The following is an 18,562-nucleotide window of genomic DNA, read 5'->3' as shown; positions in this document are numbered from 1 at the left end:
TCTAACAAAGAAGAGCCCCCCGAACTTCGGGGGGCTCTTTGCATTATCTAGCTATTGTCCTTGTGGCGTCAGTTTTACCTTCGGCTCCGGACAATCAGGACGATTACCACTACCACCAGTGCCGCTCCGATGCCGATCATGGCGTAGATCCACATCGGGGTGATCTGCTGGGTGGCCGGGATATCGATCACCACCGGCTCGGCCGGTTCTGGTTCGGGCGGTATGTACTCCTCAGCAGCGACGGCAAAGGTGCCGACATCGCTCTGGGAGAGCATGGTGCCGTCCTTCCAGGCGGTTACCTGCCAGTAGTAGGTGGTCTCGTAGTCCAGGGTACCCGAGTAGGCGTAGGCGGTACCGCTGACATCAGCACTGGCCAGGGCGCCGGAGAGGTCGGGGCTGGCCGAGAGGACGAAGCTGTAGGTGGTGGCGTCATAGACGCTGCTCCAGGAGAAGCCGACTCCGGTGCGCTGAGCAACTACCGCACCCTGTTCGGGGGCGATCAGGTGAACTGCGTTAGCCGAAGAGGCCTCGATGGTGAAGCTCCATGTCTCCGACCAGGGGCTGTGGACGCACTCATCGGTCTCGGTGTTGGCCTCTCGAACGTGCCAGGTGTAGGTGCGGCCGCACTCCAGACCTGCATCAACGTAGAAGGTAGGTGGGTCGCCGGTAATCTCCTCATCAATCCAATCGGCAATGACGTTGCCGTCCTCGTCCATAATCTCGATGTCGTAGCTACAGGCCAGGCACATTCTCTCCCACTCGAGGGTCATGGCAGCGCTTACGCAGCTGTCACAGACGTCACAGGCAAGAACTGCCCCGTCCTCGGGAGATGTCAGTTCCGGGCCGTGCTTGGCGGCACAGTCCTCGTAGCTCCACAGGCTGCCGTCGGAACCGTCGTATACGCAGTAGCCGCTGCTACCGTTCCTATCGATGGCCCAGAGTACCGAGTTGGTGTCCGCGGAGAGACAGCCGCAGATGTCCAGCCCGTTGGGCTGGGCGTCGAAGTCCTCGCCACCTTCAGTTGCCACACTGAGTCCGGCGATAAGGTAGTCCCAGTCCTCGGTGCCGCAGCAGTCGGTCTCGCAGGGGGTCAGGTTGCGGGCCACGCCGCTGTAATTCTCGTAAACGCTATCAAAACCGGGATCGCCGTACCGTTCACACTCGTCTAAAGGATCAGCGGCAGGGCCGCAGAAGCAGTCGGTATTGGCCCAGATGTCATCGCTGGAGGCGTAGAGGGTGCCCTCGCGGGCGACCACGATGCCGGTGTAGTCGTAGGGCATGGCGTTCAAGTCATCCCAGGTGCCTTCATTGAGGTCGGTGCGGTAGATGCCCTCGCCGTCGATGGCGGCGTAGACGATATTCTCACAGACCGGGTCGCAGGCGATATGAACAGAGTCTGGTCCGGGGGTCATTCCAGAACCGCCAGGAAGATCATCGGTAACATCCCAGGTCTCGCCGCCGTCCTCAGACCAGGCTACCGGTTCGTCAGCAGCGCCGCCGACGACCACCCAGCCCTCGTCACAGCAGGAGATTATCATGTGGCCAGTGTCAAGACCGGTATCGACGCCGTCAGAAGGGCGCCGGCCGTACTGGGTCGAGCTGGATACCTGTCCGGAGCGGTCCAGGATGTAGACCACGTTCTCAGTCTCGACGGCGATGTCCTGGATGACCAGCTTCTGGTTGACCGCCTTGTTCCAGCACTGGCCGCAGTCGCGGCTGTAGAAGAGGTCCTGGGTATCCTGAATGCCCATGTAGACGGTGCAGCACTCCTCCAGGTCGTCGCAGGGCAGCTTGAGCAGAATGCGGTCGGGAATTTCATCGCTGTATGGCCATGGATCGCCGGTCCATCTGGAATCGGTCCAGTCGCCGTGGTAGACGCGCTCCCAGGTGTCGCCGTCGTCGTAGCTCCTCCAGACGGAGTCGCAGGCAAACCAGCCTTGTCTATTATCCGGTAAATTGCAGGCAGTTCCGCAGGGGTAGGCACCGTAGGCAACACCACTATCGCGCGTGCCGACCGCTGCATTGATGGTGGCCAGGTAGATCACGCTGCAGTCCGGGCAGACCACCACATCGGAGAGGTAGTCGATATCGGTGTCGATTAAGCCGATCTGGTTGAAGGAGACGGCGTCATCCAGGCTCACCGAGAAGGCGGACTCGTCCAGTGCGTTACCGCACCATCCGAACCACATTCCCATGTAGCCTGCACCTTCGGTTTCCAAGAGGAAGCTGCGGCTGCCGCTGGTGGTGGCAAATGCCTTCTCACCGTCGGGGGTGTACATAACAACTGCCAGGGTGGGTCCCGAGGGGTCCTTGCAGGCGGATTCCCACTCCGGGCAGCAGTCATCCAGCTCGACGGTGTGGTAGACCGCCACGCCGGCACAGGGTTCAATCTCTGATATTGCCTCCTCATCCAATGAAATATCAAAATCCACGCCCAGGGTACCGACCATCGCCTTGCAGGTGTCGGCATCACCGTAGACGTCGATGCTGGCCAGCACCGGGTCTCCCGAGGGGCCGCAGCGGCCGGTCAGGGCGCCGTCCTCGGATATCATCACGTAGCCTTTAGCCACCGGGTCCATCGCAGTAAAATCTATGGCATTGACGTAGAAGTAGATGTTGTTGTCGGCCGGTTCGGCACCGTCGAAGTCGGCGGGCAGGGCGAAGCCCATCATGTAGCGGGCGGCGATAGTGCGTATGTCAGCGCCTTCATCGGTGATCAGGATGGCGTCACCAAAGCCGGCCTCGGCGTTCCAGGCGCCGTCGCCGTCCAGGGTGCCTTCCTGGATAAAGGGCATATTGTCGACATCCGTAGCACTATCAAGATAATCGCCGACACTCATGCAGACGATGGTGTCGTCCATGTCGAAGTTGGGCGAGAAGTCCACGGCAACCACAGCCTCGGTTGCGAAGGCCCAGTCGTCCATGGCATCGGTGCTGTCGTTCCAGCCGGGGTAGGTGCGGGTATCCACCCAGCCACCGGTGAGCCATGTCCCCGCCTCGAGGCGGTAGACCACTCCGTAGCCGCTACAGAAGCTATTACATAGTTGATCATCAGATTTACCGGCCAGGGCGATGTTGTGGATGCTGCCCACCGCCGGCGAGACGGCCATGTCCATCATAACGGCTAGCTCAGTATTAGCTGAGGTATCCTCAACGGGGTGGGCGTAGGTGAAGTTAGAGCCGCCGTCCTCGGAGGCGAGTACGAAGGGTGTGCCCAGAGCAGTGGGATTACTCGCACCATCCCAGTATCCGGCCACGGCCACCCAGTCCTCGTCATCGGGCGCCAGCGCCACCAGGTTCAGGCTGATAACGTCATTGTCATCGACGTCAGTATCATCCCAGGGAGCGCTGCTGGCCTCGACGACCGCCTCGGTGATGTCGCTCCAGGTGACGCCGCCGTCATCGGACTTGACTAGGGCATAATAGGCATTACCAGGGTCATTAGGAGGGTAAGCACTATCATAGCCGACCTCGGTACAATAGCCATTGAGCTCGAGGACAGCGTAGATGATCTCGCCCTCGTCGCCGCCGACGGCATAGTCGATTATATCTGAATCGGGCAGGATAACCATATCCGCCCAGCTCGGCGTGTTGACCTGGCCCCACTCCATCTCGTCGGCCTGGGCCGCGGGAGCGGCAATGAAGGCGGCACCGAGCGAAAGAGTCAGACCAAGGGCAAGGCCTACGCCTAAAATCTTGGATATTAGTTTGGTCTTCATCGACCTTTATTTTCTCCTTTATTTTTTATTGCCTTCTCCATAAAAAGAATATGTAGCCACATCTCTCTTTTCCTTACGGAGATAAGGCTGTGTTATCCAACAGTCCGAAATGCCGCCTTAACCGGGGCGCTTCCCTTCGGGACGGTGATAGCCGGGTGTCCCTCCGGGCTCTCTCTACTGGCACCACCCCCTTCTCGCTCCATACTTTAGAGCGATATGCTTTGGTTCCATATTTGACCGTCCGTATTATATCACACCCTGTCAATAGTTGGAATAGTTTTGCTTAATTAAAGTAACCTATAGATATTAGTTTAGGTATAACCCGTCTTTTATCGCTGATTTCACTTCAATAGTCCTGTCAATGCAGAAAGGCCCAGTATATCAGAATATTTACCGCCGTTAGCGGCAGCCCCACCCGGATGAATTCCGGGAAGGTGAGCATCACTTTGGCCCTCTTCTCCGCGTTCTGTATGATGATCACGTTGCTGGCCGCTCCCAGGATGGAAAGGTTGCCGGCGATGGTGCTGCCCGCCGCCAGCGCCATCATCTCCCCGGTCCCCCCGCCCAGCTGCATCAGCGTGGGCAGGTACAGCGCCACCATGGGAACGTTCGAGATGAGCTGGCTCAGTGCCGTGCTGATCCCCAGTATCGGGACTACCGAGGTCAGGCTGTAGTAGCCGTTATCCAGTATCGACTGGAAGAAACCCGAATTCCAGGCACTGGCGGTCAGGACAAACATGGCGGCGAAGAATACCAGCGTGTGCCAGTCGATGCTCTTTAAGACTGCCGCCCGCTTCGGGCTGCCCAGTATTACCGGCGCCGCGGCGGCCAGGGCGATGTAGGTCAGCCGGAAATCGAAACTTACCCCCAGAAAGACCATTGCCACCCGGGCCGCGATCAGGGCAAGCAGTATGATGAGAGATCCCTTAGTCAGCCGGGCCAGCTTGGGGTCGGTGATCAGCTCCCCGCCGTCGGGACAGACCCGGAGGTGAAGGTGCTTGCGGAAAAACAGCCGTAAGAGAAGATAGGCCGCCAGCAGGTTGACCATTGTGGGCAAAAAGAGATAGCCGGCAAAGGTAACAAAGGGGTTGGCCATTTCGCCCTCGAGGGCGATCAGCAGATTCTGGGGATTGCCGATGGGGCTCATCACGCTGCCGATGGTCACGGCAAAGGCCAGCGTCAGCAGCAACGGCTTGACCGGCAGGTTGTTCCTCCTTGCCATGAGCAGAACCACCGGAGTGCCGATAATGGCCAGCGTGTCGTTCATCAGGAAGGTCGACATGATCCCGGCCCCGAAGAGGATGGCCAGGAGCAGGCTGTCGAAGGACCTCGCTCTACGGAACAGCCGGTTCGACAGCTCGGAGAGGTAGCCGCTCTGCTCCAGGGCCTCGCCGACCACGAAAACCCCGAAGAGGAACAGTATCACGTCGAGATTGATCGACCTTGCTGCCTGGGCGAGAGAGATCTGCCCTGAGACCAGCACGCCGATGGCCCCGAACAGCATTATCTGCCAGATTTGGAATCTGACCCGGCCGATCTGCCTGACCGCAATCAGGACGAAGACGACGATGAGGATTACTATCGATATCATATGTTGCCAGGGTAAGCTATTCCTACAGCTTATGCCGGTTGAGCGGTTGTTTTCCCCGGCTCATTATTGATGCCGGCGTGACGCCAGAGCCGTAGCCGCACAGTGCTACGGCTGACGATTTCTTTCGGAGTCCTCAATAACCGGCCGGGACGACCTTAAGTAGCTGGATTATAGCAGATTACCGGTGTTTTAGACAGCGGGTCCCTTGGCGATGAGGGTTTTTTCATGGACATCAGGCGGGTCGTTAGCCTACAATATAGTTTTACTACCGCTCCTGCAACTTCTGAATTCTGTAACAATAACTCCTCCGATTTCGTTTAACAGAGGGAAAGTAATTTGCCGGAAGATAAGACTCCTGACGTATCAACCGACCTTGAAAAGCTGGTAGAGAGGGCTATGGCTGGAGATAGCGGCGCCTTCGGGATACTCTATGATATGCATGTCGATCGGGTTTACCGGCATATCTTTTACCGCGTCAGCAGTAATGCCGATGCCGAAGACCTCACCCAGCAGGTCTTTATCAAGGCATGGCAGGCAATCGGCCGGTATAAGAAGACCGCCAGTCCGTTTCTGGCCTGGTTGATAAAGATCGGCCATAATCTGGTCATCGATTTTTACCGGTCCAAGAAATCGGAGTCGCGCATTGATTTTGATGCCATTGCCGCCGAACCGGAAAAAGACCCCGCCAATATCGCGGAGGCTGAATTTAACCGGGAATACCTGAGGAAGGCTATCCGCCAGCTTAAAGGCGACCAGCAGCAGGTTATCCTGCTGCGGTTTATCGAGGATTTCTCTTATCCGGAAATCGCCGCTGCCCTGGGGAAGAGCGAGGGGGCGATCAGGGTGATTCAACACCGCGGGTTGGCGAAACTAAGAACGATTCTGGAGAAGGCGCGGCAGTGAAAAATAGAGCGGAAATACTGGTCCGGTGTATCGAGGATATCAGGGCGGGTAGAGCCACCCTTCCCGAGTGCCTCAAGCGCTATCCTGACGCCCGCACCGAGCTGGAGCCTTTGCTCAGAGTGGCGCTCAGCATAAAGGCGGACCCGGATATCAAGCCTGCCGAATCGTTCAAATTACAGGCCAGGGCCAGCCTGATGGAGCAGATCCGCATCAGCCAGTCCGCTAAGAGCGCTAGCGCTGCTTCACCACGACCCGGCATCGGCTGCGGTTGGTTTACCGGGAGGGTGAGGGCGGCAGCGGTTACCGCTGCGGTGGTAGTGACGGTTGCCGCGGTGTTTACCGGCGCCGCCTACGCTTCACAATCCAGTTTGCCCGGTGAGACCTTATACTCTGTCAAACTGGGTAAAGAGCAGGTTCAAAGGGTGTTCACCCTCGATGCCGCCGCCGAGGTGGAGTTGGAGCTTAGCTTTGCCGGTATTCGCCTTGATGAGTTGGAAGAACTGGTAACTATGCCGGTAGACCAGGCTGCCATTAACGACGGCACAGGCAAGATTTACGCTCTGTCGGTAGCCGGCTCTTTATCCGACCGATGGGCCGCGGTCTCCGCTACGCAGGCAGAACGGATCTCTCAGGCCGTAGCCGGCTATCAGAAAAACCTGAACCTGGCGATTTCAAAATCGGAGCAGTTGAAAGATAACGAAGCGCTGCTGGAAACAGTCGCCCTGGCCATATTAGGCCACCTGGATAGAATTGATGGCATTGAAGATAAAACTCCCGGGGTTAATCATACGGCGGTGGTCGGTTCCCGGGAAATCGCGATCAACGGCCATATGCATGCGGTGCGGAACCTGGCGGCGTTAAACCCGTCCCGGGCCAACCAGATAAATCAGCAGGCAGTACAGGGTAGACTGGAGAGAGCCGAAGCCCAGGCTGCCAGAGGCAACGGGAAGGGCGCCCAGGACGCTTTACAGGATTCGGAGAAGATGCGCCGTTTTGGCAACGCCGTGCCGGACCGGAGTGGTGGAGAAGAGAGCGGTCAAGAAGCCGATCAGGGATCCGGAGCTTCTTCTCCATCAGAGCAGGAGGGGTCTTCCGGATCGAATTCTAATAATGGAAAAACCCCCCCAAACTCCGGCGAGAGTACCAAACCATCGGGTGATGGACAGGATGCCGGAAATCAGCAGCAAGGTGGACCGGGTAGCCAATCCAGTGAGGCTCCGAAACCGGGCGCAGCCGCCGGCGGAGCCGCTGCTGCCACCCGGCAGCCGGGCGATACCCGCGGCGGAAGCGGCGACGATATACGGCAGTTATGACTGGACCCGTCTTTGCATTCGCATAGTCAGCGGTTCTCCTGACGTTTAGCAGCCTCCTGCTTTCCCGAATTATTCTCCCCCAAATGGCCTGCACCTGTAACGAATAGCGCCTTGCTTCCGTTAGATATAGTAAAACAGCACGGCGTGGTTTGTTGGGCAAAGAAAGACGGGGGGAGTGATGCAGAAAAGTCCGGTGGTGATCGCTATCCTGACGCTATCTATTCTACTTGCGACAGGCTGTGCCGGTAGCCCGCTGGTAGCACCGGCGGCAACGGAAGAGCTATCCCTGGAGATAAACGAACCGGCCGACGAGGCCGTCGTTAGCGTATCCCGCATTACGGTCTCCGGAAAGACCGCGGCGGATGCGGTGGTCAGCATTAATGGCATAGTTGCTGACGTTGATGCCGAGGGAATCTTTAACGGCGAAATCAATCTGGAAGCCGGGCCCAATGTGATAGAAGTTGTTGCCAGCGACTTCTACGGCAACGAAAAATCAGCGGTTCTCACCGTGATATATGCTGCCGCACTACCGGTTACTGTTGTCGAGCCGGTAAATGACTCCGTTGTAACCTCGCCGACGGTGACAGTGAAGGGTATCACGAATACGGATGCCGTGGTCAGTGTCAACGGTAACATCGTTTCCGTCGATGAAACCGGCGATTTCAGTGGGCCCGTTGCTCTGGATCCGGGGCCCAATCTCATCGAGGTACTGGCCAGTGATTTCTACGGCAATTCAGCATCGGTACTTATCACGGTAATATACAATCCTTAAAACCGGTAATCATATTGAATTTTTACTACCAAAAAGAATAGGGAGGAAATAGAGATGAAAAAGACAGGGGTTATCGTAGGTGTAATGGTCGCCGCCGCGACGCTGGTCGGCAGCGGAGGTATTGTTCTGGCTGCCGGCGAAGCTGCAACGGCCCATAATGTCGCAGTGGCTCAGGCTACCCAGCCTTATCAGGGGGTTGTCGGCGTCGTTAGCGCTGACAGCGATATTGCTAACGGTATTATCGTACTCGAGACCAACAACCTCGGCGCAGTATCGGTTCTTCTGACCGAAGATACGATTTACCGGGTACCGGGCCAGGAAGCAGCCGTAAAGGATGATATTGAGGTAGGAGACCGCCTGGCAGTACTGGCGGCGATAGCCGGGGACGGGAGCTATACGGCAACCCGGGTTATGATTGTCCCCGCCGTAGCCACGCGACAGCACCTCAGCGGAGTGGTTGTCTCCGTGGAAGACGGGGTGATGACTATCATCAACGCCGCCGGCGAGACGATGACAATCGAGCTCCCCGAGGGAGTAAAAGGCGGCGTGGTGGGGGATTTTATTTCAGTAGCGGTGCGCCAATCCGGCGGGAAGGGAAATTTCGTAGCCAGCGGTACTCAGACCGCAGCCGAGGTTCAAGCCCGGCTCCAGACCCGGTTGAATGCACTGGCCGATGAGCAGGTCGCCACCCAGGCTGAGGTGCAGGCGAGAGAGCAAAAGATGGCTCGATTGGGCGAGAAGCTGGAAGGCTTGATGTTGAGAAAAAGGGGCGTGCTGGAGCAGGTTATGGCCAAGGCTCCGGAGGTAGCCCAAGCTGCTATCCAGGCGGCGATCGGCCATTGCGATCAGAAAATGGAACAGATTCGCCAGACTATCCGGAACGCGCAGCATCAAGGTGCGGGTGCACAGCAGTCGCATCAGCAGTCCGGCCAGTCGGGTCAATCCGACGATGCCAACGGGCCAAACACAACACCCGGTGGGCAGGGCGGCGCTCAGAAGGGGCAACAATCTTAACCGGTTAGCTCGTTGATAAGCATCGCTAAAATGAAAATACCGAATATAATAAATAGAAAGAAAGGAGTCTAGTTGATGAGGAGAACGCTGAAAATAGTGGGGTTGACAATGGCATTAGCCGCAATCATGACAATTGCTTTTGCGGGTATTGCCTCCGCCAGTTCCGGACCGATGGGGCCCGCTCCTAATGCCGGAGATGGTATTTCCGATGGCAGCGGATTTGACGGCCCTAACGGAGCTAATGGCGAGGTCGGTTCCGGTTCCGGGCCGGTCGGTCCTGCCCCCAACTCCGGCGACGGCATTCCCGATGGCAGCGGCTTCTAGCTCTCCGGTGTAGATTATTACCGGGGTAAAGAAATAGTATCGTAGATTCGGGCAAATCAAAAGGCCCGGGTGAATAGATTCATTCGCCCGGGCCTTGCCTTGGTTAATGTATTTAATTTTTGGAATTTCCATTTTGATATCCCGTATATGGTATGATAATATGTAATACCAAGGAGGTCGGTATGGGTAAGGAAAAGATAGCAATCACGTTAGACAAGCAGTCAATTGGTGAACTTGATAGGCTGATTCAAGAAGATGTTTTCCGGAATCGCAGTCAGGCTATTCAAGAAGCAATAAGTGAAAAACTGCTGCGCCTGAAAAAGACCAGATTAATTGCTGAAAGTTCTAAACTCGATGCGGTATTTGAGAGAAAGTTATCCGAGGAAGGAATTGCCGGGGACGTGAAAGAATGGCCGGAATATTAAGGGGTGAGATTCGTTGGGCGGATTTAAATCCAGGCCGGGGACGAGAACAAACCGGACTACGTCCGGTGATAATTCTCAGTCACGATGTCTTCAATGAGAATTCCGGGACTGTGGTTGCAGTAGCAATAACCAGCCAACCGCAAAAGGCAGGTTTTCCCTTGACGCTGGAATTAAAAACCGGTAATTTGCCCAAGCGCTCCTGGGCCAAAATCAGCCAGATAAGAACACTTTCTACGGAAAGAATAGGTAATCTCATTGGCAATGTATCGCAGGAAGAATTAATAAAGATTGTGGAAGGACTGAATGAGGTTATCGATTAATGTACGGCATAACCTTTACTCTCAGTATATAGCGATACATCACTGGATATACTTGTCAGCTCGGGTAGCTTTCTGATAATCAAGTGTAAACGGTAGGCACTGGTGGGTATTTCCTCGGCAGCCTGAGGATATGGAGTCACCTGAAAGGCAAGTTCATACCCCTGGTGACTTTCTTTGGAATATTCGTCGGTCAGGCCGGGCTCGGTCAATGTTAGCCGGTCGGACGAGCCTGCGTGTGTAAGTTCGACTATGACAGCAATCCTACCTGTCCAGATACAGGTCACACCTCTCGGACAACGGCTATCTTCCACTACCTCCAAAAACTTGACTGACAGGTTCTCTCCCTCAACGAAGGCAAGCTGGCCCGGAGATAAGGCAAACTCCTCATTCAGGTTTACCTGGGATCCGCCAAGCCCGCTACAGCTGGATACAGCCGAGACTATAACTAAGAAGACTACGAGGCAAATAGTAAGCTTCCGCATTTGCTTTTTCTTCAATCACACCCGTCTTATGTCCAAAGAAAATGGTTCCAACGAGAATAATATCATAGCCAGGCAGGTTTTATACAGGGCTGCACGTTACCGAGTTTTGTGTGATAACCCGATCAATCAAGGATTTATCCCCTTCCTCTTGACAAGCTCAGGCTGCTAAAGCACAATTTGTCGATAGGAGCTAGCATTGGACGGAAGTGAATTAGGAATGGTAGATATGACTACTAAACGGGTCGTTGTTGTCGGTGGTGGAGCCAGTGGCATGATGGCTGCCGGGCGAGCTGCCGAATCGGGTGCCCATGTGCTTCTCCTGGAAAAGACCGAACGTCTCGGTAGAAAAGTTAGTATCAGCGGCAAGAAACGCTGTAACCTGACCAATGCGAAAGAGTGGGATGACTTTATTGCCATGTATGGTGCTAATGGTCGCTTTCTTTATAGTGCCTTCAAGCGTTACTTTCGAAATGACTTATTGGATTTTTTAAGGTATTACGCTGTGGAAACCAAGACTGAACGTGGTGGGCGAGTCTTTCCTGCGTCTGATGATGCTCGGGACATCGTCGAAGCCTTTAAACACTACTTGGCCGATCATCGGGTCCAGATACAGACTGGTGCCCGCGTAACTAACATAATGGTGGATAAAGGGCGGGTAGTAGGTGTACAAACTGGCTCACAGACATATCCTGCCGCGGCAGTTATCCTGGGCACTGGTGGCGCTTCTTTTCCAGGTACTGGTTCTACTGGTGACGGGTATCGTATGGCTGCTGATATTGGCCATACCATTACCGAGTTACGTCCTGCTCTGGTGCCTCTGGTTGTATTTGAGGTAGAGCGCGCCAGAAGTATGCAGGGCGTCAGTTTACGTAATGTACGCTTGACGGCATATCAGTGCACGGCTGACGAGATCAATACTTCAATGATACCAGCCAGAGACTCAGGACGGGGTATAATTGGCACACACCCGCGGCTGCCTGTTATAGAAAGTCGTATGGGTGAGATGATGATGACCCATTTTGGCATAGGCGGGCCAATCACACTACAAATGAGCCTAGCCATAGTCGATGCCCTTAGACGCGGGCCGGTCAGCGTATCCATTGACCTCAAACCAGCACTCAGCGATAAGGAGCTACGCAAGCGACTACAACGAGATTTTGACAACTATGGGAAACGAAACTATCGCAACATCCTCAAGGGACTCTTACCACAAAAACTGGTTGAGCCATTTGTTGAGATGACTGGTATACCGTCTAAAAAATGTGGCTACCAGATTAATGCTGAAGAACGAGAGCAGCTGTTGATACTGATTAAGTCGCTCCGTTTTAACATTAGGGTTCCATTGCCATTAACTTCGGCTATGGTGACTGCTGGTGGTGTCTCCTTGAAAGAGATTGACCCTCGCACTATGGCCTCACGCCTAGTCGCAGGGCTTTATTTTTGTGGTGAGGTGATGGACATTGATGCTGAGACTGGTGGTTATAATCTGCAGGCTGCTTTTTCTACCGGCTATGTCGCTGGTGAGAATGCGACTAACTTTGCTCTCGGTGCTGCACACCATTAGACTTTTATCAATCCTATCACTGTCCCATGTCATACAGCGCCAATCTCTACAGTATGTTGATGCCGAATTCTTTTAAGGCTTCCGTTAGAGCACTCAATGGGAGCCCAACTACATTGAAATAATCACCCTCAATCTTATCAACGAAAACAGCACCCAACCCATGGATGGCGTAGGCACCTGCTTTATCTAATGGCTCCTTCGATTTGATATAGTTATCAATCTCGGACAATGTCAATCTTCTGAAATAAACTTTTGTTTCTACTGATCTGGAGAGTGTTTTGTTTTTACCGGTGTCTATTATACTAAAACCCGTGATTACAGAATGGGACTTGCCGCTTATCGCCTCCAGCATTTTCCGTGCCTCTATTTCTGTGTGTGGCTTACCCAATATTTGGCTACCGAAAACAATAAAAGTATCAGCGGCAATGACTATGGCATTTCTATGTCTATCCGCAACCGCCCTGGCTTTTTCAAGGGATATTTTCCGGGCAAGAGCGTGCGGCTGTAACCCCGAAGTTATATCTTCTGTGTAGTTGCTTGGTTCGACCTCAAATCTGAGGCCTATTTTCCCCAGTAATTCCTTTCTTCTTGGTGATGCTGAGGCTAGTATTATTTCTTTCATGCCGTGTCTGCTGTAAAAGCGATGGCTTCGTCTATCGAGTCAAGATCGCACAGGATCATTACCAGCCGGTCCATGCCAATGGCAGCGCCACCGCGGTCCGGAAGGTGAGTTAATGCTTCAAGGAAACTGCGGGACATGGCAGTGGTCGAGAGGTAACCGAAGTTCTGCCTATCGTACCCCTTGGTGGGCCTTTCGGAACAATTCCCGAACTTCTGTTTGAAAAGAAAACTCTGATTCCAGATTTGCAGGAGATCCTGGCATCATACCAGACCTAGTGTTGACGTGGCAAGAGGCATGGGGCTGACCTCTCTAGTCTGTTGCGTTGTCTAAGTCCCCGTCGTGGCGTATGATGTACGTGTTTGAAGGATACGGATGTCGATATGAAGTACGCTGACAGGGAAGACTCACTACCAATGCAGTCAAGTAGTGGAGGCGAAAGCGAGTCTATACTTATTACCGACTACTATCAGAGGCCGTTCTTACTGCTACACGCAGAGAAAGCCCGCGCCTCGTCAGATATTACAACACCCCACCCTATTCGAAATCGGTTCTGGCAACTCATTCAATCTGGTGAATACCAGTGGAATCAAGCGAAGGTATTACTGAACAGCTACCTTCAAAGCGTGGAGGCCGAGTTACGAAAGTCAATAAGTGACTTGTCACTTGCCTACTGTCTGCACCTCTACCGGCGTTTATCGCCTGGGGCAATTGGACAAGATAAACAAGGGGCAACTATCGGCTTAACAAGGGCTATCCTCGAAGCTGCCTTTCAGAAATACGCGGGCTTTGCATTGTGCACCAAGATCGCGGAAAGTCAAACAATACCTATCGAGAGAGTTCTTGGTGGCCTTCTGATGGCTCCAGAGTTTGAGGTAGAGAGAGAAATCCTTGCCCAGGGTAATCAGCTTGTCCTCACCGATTTCTCAGGGTTTGACCTCGAAGCGTGCTATAACCTTGAAAAGTTAGCCTATGAGATTTGGCGCGTTGGCGCCGCACTTAGAACAACTGGAAAAGGAGCCAACCTAATTGTGTGTGAACCACCAGAGTGTTTCATCGATGATCGCTCCGAGGAACTCGACTTCCTAGTCAGCAACTTCGACAAACGCGCTAGCAAATTCGGAGCTTCACACTCAGCGACAGGCGTTGTTTTTCCTGACGTGACGGAGAATTCGGCATCAGGTTGCGTTTTTTTACCGGTATACAACCTCGGTGACGTGACTGGCAAGGACCTCCAAAAGCTATTCAGCAAGCTCTACCGGATAAGACTGAGCCCTGATTTCGTTCCGAACTTCGTCTGGGTACCATTCAACCTGAGGGAGTATCGGCAGGCCCATCTTCCTTTCTCAAGCGCGTTTCGCGAGCGATATGGCTCATCTTTTGACGCAGTAATCGTCGTGGTTGCTGCTCTGTGTTCTAGAGTATTCCACTCTTGGAATGAGACTCGGGGTATGTCGGTATTTAGGTACTGGCAAAGGGCATACGAAGGCCCGTGTCGGAAAGAATTCCTTCGCAACGAAATAATGACTTTTCTATCTGATGCTCATGAGGTGCTGGCCATTGAGAAGACGACCATCGATTCCAAAGAAATCGACCTGGCCATCAATTTTTGGACTCTGAACGCATCGAACCGACGGGATATTAGCTTGGCTTATCCGGGACCTCACTATTTGTTCCTACCCATCAAAAATAATGCGCTCTTCGTAGATTATGCTTGGATCCTCCGAAGGCTGCATGATCTATTCATCGGTGTGTCTATACCCGACCAGAATTTCAAGGGTGTCGCTTTGGAAAACGCCCTTCGCAGCAAGGCATCTATGCTTCCCACAGGACCCTGCAAGGCAGACCATGGCGACAAGCATCAAATCGATTATGCAGCAGCTATGGGTGACTACTTGATAATTGCCGAGTGCAAAGCTGTTGCCCGGTCAATTGCCTTTGAGCGTGGCGAGCCACAAGCTATCAAGCATCATGTCGAAAATATGGTGGAATTGGCCTTGACCCAAATCGACGAAAAGGCAGAATGGTTGGCAAATAACCCTGTGGGCACGAACTACGACATAAGCAAATACAAGTACATCGTGCCTGTAGCCGTGAGCCCTTTTGTTGAGTTCATACCGAGCATGGATCGGCGCTATTGGCTATCAAAAGACATCCCGCGGGTGTTAACTCCCCAAGAGTTCGAAGCGCTTATCGAGGACAGAGATACTATTGAGAACGCAGCCAACAAAGTAACGATCAAACAAGGGTATGAGTTGTCCTAGTAACACTATGAGAGTGCTGAAAAATCCCACTTTTATCTGGTTTTGTCTTAAAAATCGTGCCTACAAAATGTCAGAATTCTTGATTTTTTAGACTTTTTCAGCACTCTCACTATGAAGGAATGTGTGACCTACTAAAAGTTGGTGAGCTCTAAACCCTCGAGCCAATTCTTAAGCTAGGTAGTTAAACGCAGCACTCTACCGCTTAGCTCAAGATGTAAAGGTATAATGGAAGTATGAATATTATCTTTGCTGACTATGCAGGAGACATAAAGGACAACTCTCAACCTGTGGTTGTCTTGGCAGCTCTAATAGTCTCTGAGGAAGAACTGGCACTGCGAGTGGTACCACGCTATAACCGCATAAGGAATTATGTTGCAGATTGGGGCATTGATGTCAATCGTAATGACTTCGAATTCCACACAGGGAGAGTTTTCAATACTGATCGGGAGTGGCGAGGGATCAGCGAATCGCAGAAAAGAGACCTATTGCACAGGATTAGCCGAATCGTAACTTGTAAGAGGGGTGGTCGAACACGAATTATACCGCACGTCCACTTTGCTCTTGTGCTGATAGACAAAAACAATGGTGGTTTGGAGAGTGTCCAGCGGTTCTCCAAAGACATCGTAAAATATAAAGACGAAGTTCTGACATTACTTTCGGAGAAAGAGAAAAATGCCTTCATAGCTCTTGCAAGTAGCTTGATCAAAAGGAAGGGCCCCGGACAACTCGCTAGCCTAACAGGTGTCCTCTTTGGATTGACGACTGGATTGATGCATTGGGTAGGTTTGAAAGATGACAATCAACTAGTGGTGGATAAGCAGTTTGTAAAGGGAACCAAGGCTTGGCAAGTCTTATTTCGGATACTGGCGGCCGCTTGGCCTATCGCGAAATCGCGGTTCTTTTTCCCGGGGTGGCCAGCGAGAAACCAACCTGATTGGCATTTAGGAAATACAGTTAATGAAATCGATTCCTCCGCTTCCTACGGCGTCCAACTTGCCGACTTTTTGGCCTACACCGCAATGCGTAGTTTTGTCAGGGGTCCTTATGACCTTTCGAATGAAGTGTCAATTGTGCAGAGAGATAAATTCGTCCCTTTCGAAGGCTACAAAGGCATACTGTTAGCCGTCTCGAAAGAGAGCCGCAGGACCCACATCTACATAAAAGACAAGCATCATAAACCTCTAGTTGCTTGACGATGAAGACTACCAGACATTATTTACGGACGCACAGAACACCTGCTCAAGTCAGGCCAATTCGACATTGTGACGAATAAAATAACAGAGTCGGATTTCGCCTGAAAAATGGATTAAGCGGCTAGATAAGTGCCCAAGGCTAACTATGGTTGTGGCAAGGGTAGCTGTATCTCCTCAGTCGGAATTAACCTGAAGGCTTATTACGGAATAAATCGCCTGCATGGATAGCCAATTCAATATCGTAGGTGTCTAATGTATGCCTGCTGTTGATGACGTGACTTGTGATAATACCAGAACCGCCAGTCGACATTACCGGTGGTTGATCAAGAGGCCAGCCAAGTGCCGATTTGAGCAGAATTAAAAGTGCCCTCCTCAATGAATTAGCCATCATTGGTAAATCACGCATGTCTTCATAAGTGAGATCTTTGGTGCCATGGACTATCTGTCTGAATTGCCATAGCTTATTAGCTGTCTCCGGCGAAATATTCGCTTTTTCTACAAGGAATTTCTTCATACTCTGCCCAAGTACTTCCTTGAATGTAGCTATCCCACAGGTAGGGCAATTAGGTATCTCGTGTCTGCACGGAGCTTGATAAGGCGCAATAACAGATACGCCACTTTGTGCACGTAGGATCTCTAACGATGCCCAAAAGAACACGAACTTGTCCACTTCATAAATTGCTGCTAATCCCTTTATATACCAACGTAACGCTGACCGTGTCCTGGCACTCGCTTTTTCTAAACTTAGGTCAAGCTGTGGCTGTATTAATGTGTTAACGTTAGTAGGAGGAAACGCTGGTATGAATTTACCTGAGGCATACTTGCTAACAAACAAATCTCGTTCCATCCCAATTGATACAGGTGGTGTCATGTCAAGCACTTGCATTTCATAGGCATGTATGGCAGTCTGTAATTGAAAAGATAGACTATCCAACAATGGTTCAATGAGACCCCTCGTTCTGTTCATCGCCTCAACGTACTCACCAGTAACGTAGAATACCAAAGCTGCTGGTTCATCTTGTAGCCCGGAAGGTCCGTAGGGAAGTGAAGATATTTTTACATTCGGCCAAGGAGTTATTGTTACAAAAACGCCGCCAGCGTTTAGATAGGATCCTTGTGGAATTCTACTTACAGCTTTGATCACCTGTCCAGGATACGGTGGTGATGTTGCCGGAAGATGTCTAGGAAAATTTATAACGACAGCAACACGCCATATATATGTAATCGGTTTGTTATCTTTTTGCGCTATAGCAGTCTCTATATCCGATAGCTCAATTTCCAAACCTAGAAAGCGATCGTTAAGGGCTTTGTAGACTACGGGCTGGCGAGTAGTCTTAAGTCGTTGTTCAGCTCGCTGAATTACCACCTGTGCATCTTGAGGAGCGGCTCTACCATGCCTAGCTTCATCTAAAACAATTGCATCGTCGGGAGTCAGGAACTCGCCGATTAAGTAATCTCTGTACTCGGTCTGCAGCCTCCCAAAGCCGGCTCTAGACTTCATGATACTTGAGACTGCGTTAGAATTACCTGACGCTAGGGCGATGTCAAGACTAGCTCTTGTGCTACTATCGAAGATACTACGCACATAAGCTTCGAGTTCCGCCCTAGTGGTCTCCGGGTCTATCTTGATGAAATGGCAAAGGCAAGGGTTGAGTTTCTTTTTGCCAGTCAGGATGACCTCTTGCCTATCTTCATCCCAAACGGTCTCATCTATGTACTGCTGGGTATATGTTTTAGTTCCTTCGGCTGGATATAGATCAACCCGTACTTTTATATAGTGGTCTCTAGGAACAGATATTAGCTTTATAGGGTCTTTCCATTCTTCCTCGGTTGGCCTTCTCTTGAAGATACCCTTTGCGTGTGTTCCCGTCTCATTGAATTTGGCTATCCACGGCATGATTTCCTCTTTCAAGTGAAAGTATTCATCCAGTCGAATAAAACCACTTTGATCATATCACATGCCTCCAGTAACATGTCATATCTTCTCACGATATTAGTCTTCAACATGAACGAAAAGCAAGGGTGGATAGAATAGATTACGCAATAAAATAAAATGGCT

General features: G+C 52.2%; 15 protein-coding genes. 10 read left to right on the top strand and 5 right to left on the bottom strand.

The window, feature by feature from the left end:
* Positions 1-74: 74 nt before the first annotated feature.
* Both PHI12_06285 and PHI12_06280 read right to left on the bottom strand, forming a co-directional pair.
* Positions 75-3,719: a hypothetical protein gene (locus PHI12_06285; protein ID MDD5510396.1), complete on the bottom strand. Its 3,645-nt coding sequence runs from the start codon at positions 3,717-3,719 to the stop codon at positions 75-77.
* Between the two features lie 358 nt (positions 3,720-4,077).
* Positions 4,078-5,310: an anion transporter gene (locus PHI12_06280; protein MDD5510395.1), complete on the bottom strand. Its 1,233-nt coding sequence runs from the start codon at positions 5,308-5,310 to the stop codon at positions 4,078-4,080.
* Positions 5,311-5,646: 336 nt separating this feature from the next.
* Between PHI12_06280 and PHI12_06275 the strand changes: the two genes are divergently transcribed.
* The 7 genes from PHI12_06275 to PHI12_06245 all read left to right on the top strand — a co-directional run bounded on the left by PHI12_06275 (position 5,647) and on the right by PHI12_06245 (position 10,381).
* Positions 5,647-6,213, top strand: coding sequence for a sigma-70 family RNA polymerase sigma factor (locus PHI12_06275; GenBank protein ID MDD5510394.1), 567 nt, complete (start codon positions 5,647-5,649; stop codon positions 6,211-6,213).
* A complete protein-coding gene (locus tag PHI12_06270) occupies positions 6,210-7,526 on the top strand; it encodes a DUF5667 domain-containing protein (protein ID MDD5510393.1) in 1,317 nt (438 codons plus the stop codon). Before PHI12_06275 ends, PHI12_06270 begins: the two co-directional genes overlap by 4 nt.
* A gap of 178 nt (positions 7,527-7,704) precedes the next feature.
* On the top strand, positions 7,705-8,298 hold the full coding sequence (locus PHI12_06265) for a hypothetical protein (GenBank protein ID MDD5510392.1): 594 nt from the start codon (positions 7,705-7,707) through the stop codon (positions 8,296-8,298).
* Between the two features lie 54 nt (positions 8,299-8,352).
* A complete protein-coding gene (locus PHI12_06260; protein MDD5510391.1) occupies positions 8,353-9,312 on the top strand; it encodes a hypothetical protein in 960 nt (319 codons plus the stop codon).
* Positions 9,313-9,387: 75 nt separating this feature from the next.
* Positions 9,388-9,636, top strand: coding sequence for a hypothetical protein (locus PHI12_06255; GenBank protein MDD5510390.1), 249 nt, complete (start codon positions 9,388-9,390; stop codon positions 9,634-9,636).
* Positions 9,637-9,818: 182 nt separating this feature from the next.
* Complete coding sequence (locus PHI12_06250; protein ID MDD5510389.1) at positions 9,819-10,061, top strand: ribbon-helix-helix domain-containing protein; 243 nt, start codon at positions 9,819-9,821, stop codon at positions 10,059-10,061.
* Complete coding sequence (locus PHI12_06245; protein MDD5510388.1) at positions 10,046-10,381, top strand: type II toxin-antitoxin system PemK/MazF family toxin; 336 nt, start codon at positions 10,046-10,048, stop codon at positions 10,379-10,381. Before PHI12_06250 ends, PHI12_06245 begins: the two co-directional genes overlap by 16 nt.
* Here PHI12_06245 and PHI12_06240 read toward each other — a convergent pair.
* Positions 10,378-10,878 carry a hypothetical protein gene (locus PHI12_06240; GenBank protein MDD5510387.1) on the bottom strand — a complete coding sequence of 167 codons (501 nt, stop codon included), beginning with the start codon at positions 10,876-10,878 and terminating at the stop codon, positions 10,378-10,380. The two genes, PHI12_06245 and PHI12_06240, sit on opposite strands and share 4 nt — an antisense overlap.
* A gap of 211 nt (positions 10,879-11,089) precedes the next feature.
* Between PHI12_06240 and PHI12_06235 the strand changes: the two genes are divergently transcribed.
* Positions 11,090-12,427 carry an NAD(P)/FAD-dependent oxidoreductase gene (locus tag PHI12_06235; GenBank protein MDD5510386.1) on the top strand — a complete coding sequence of 446 codons (1,338 nt, stop codon included), beginning with the start codon at positions 11,090-11,092 and terminating at the stop codon, positions 12,425-12,427.
* Positions 12,428-12,473: 46 nt separating this feature from the next.
* Here PHI12_06235 and PHI12_06230 read toward each other — a convergent pair whose 3' ends face one another.
* Complete coding sequence (locus tag PHI12_06230) at positions 12,474-13,049, bottom strand: Maf family protein (GenBank protein ID MDD5510385.1); 576 nt, start codon at positions 13,047-13,049, stop codon at positions 12,474-12,476.
* Positions 13,050-13,408: 359 nt separating this feature from the next.
* Here PHI12_06230 and PHI12_06225 point away from each other — a divergent pair, with 359 nt between their 5' ends.
* Together PHI12_06225 and PHI12_06220 are read left to right on the top strand one after the other, a co-directional pair.
* Positions 13,409-15,310 (top strand): hypothetical protein, encoded by a 1,902-nt coding sequence (locus PHI12_06225; GenBank protein ID MDD5510384.1) that lies wholly within the window; start codon positions 13,409-13,411, stop codon positions 15,308-15,310.
* A gap of 233 nt (positions 15,311-15,543) precedes the next feature.
* Complete coding sequence (locus tag PHI12_06220; protein MDD5510383.1) at positions 15,544-16,503, top strand: DUF3800 domain-containing protein; 960 nt, start codon at positions 15,544-15,546, stop codon at positions 16,501-16,503.
* A gap of 184 nt (positions 16,504-16,687) precedes the next feature.
* Here the strand turns inward: PHI12_06220 and PHI12_06215 are convergent, their stop codons facing one another.
* A complete protein-coding gene (locus PHI12_06215) occupies positions 16,688-18,415 on the bottom strand; it encodes a hypothetical protein (GenBank protein MDD5510382.1) in 1,728 nt (575 codons plus the stop codon).
* Positions 18,416-18,562 lie beyond the last annotated feature (147 nt).

The sequence above is a fragment of the Dehalococcoidales bacterium genome, assembly GCA_028716225.1.
Classification (GTDB): domain Bacteria; phylum Chloroflexota; class Dehalococcoidia; order Dehalococcoidales; family UBA5760; genus UBA5760.
Note: the sequence above shows the minus strand (reverse complement) of the source record. Positions and strands in the feature narration are given on the sequence as shown.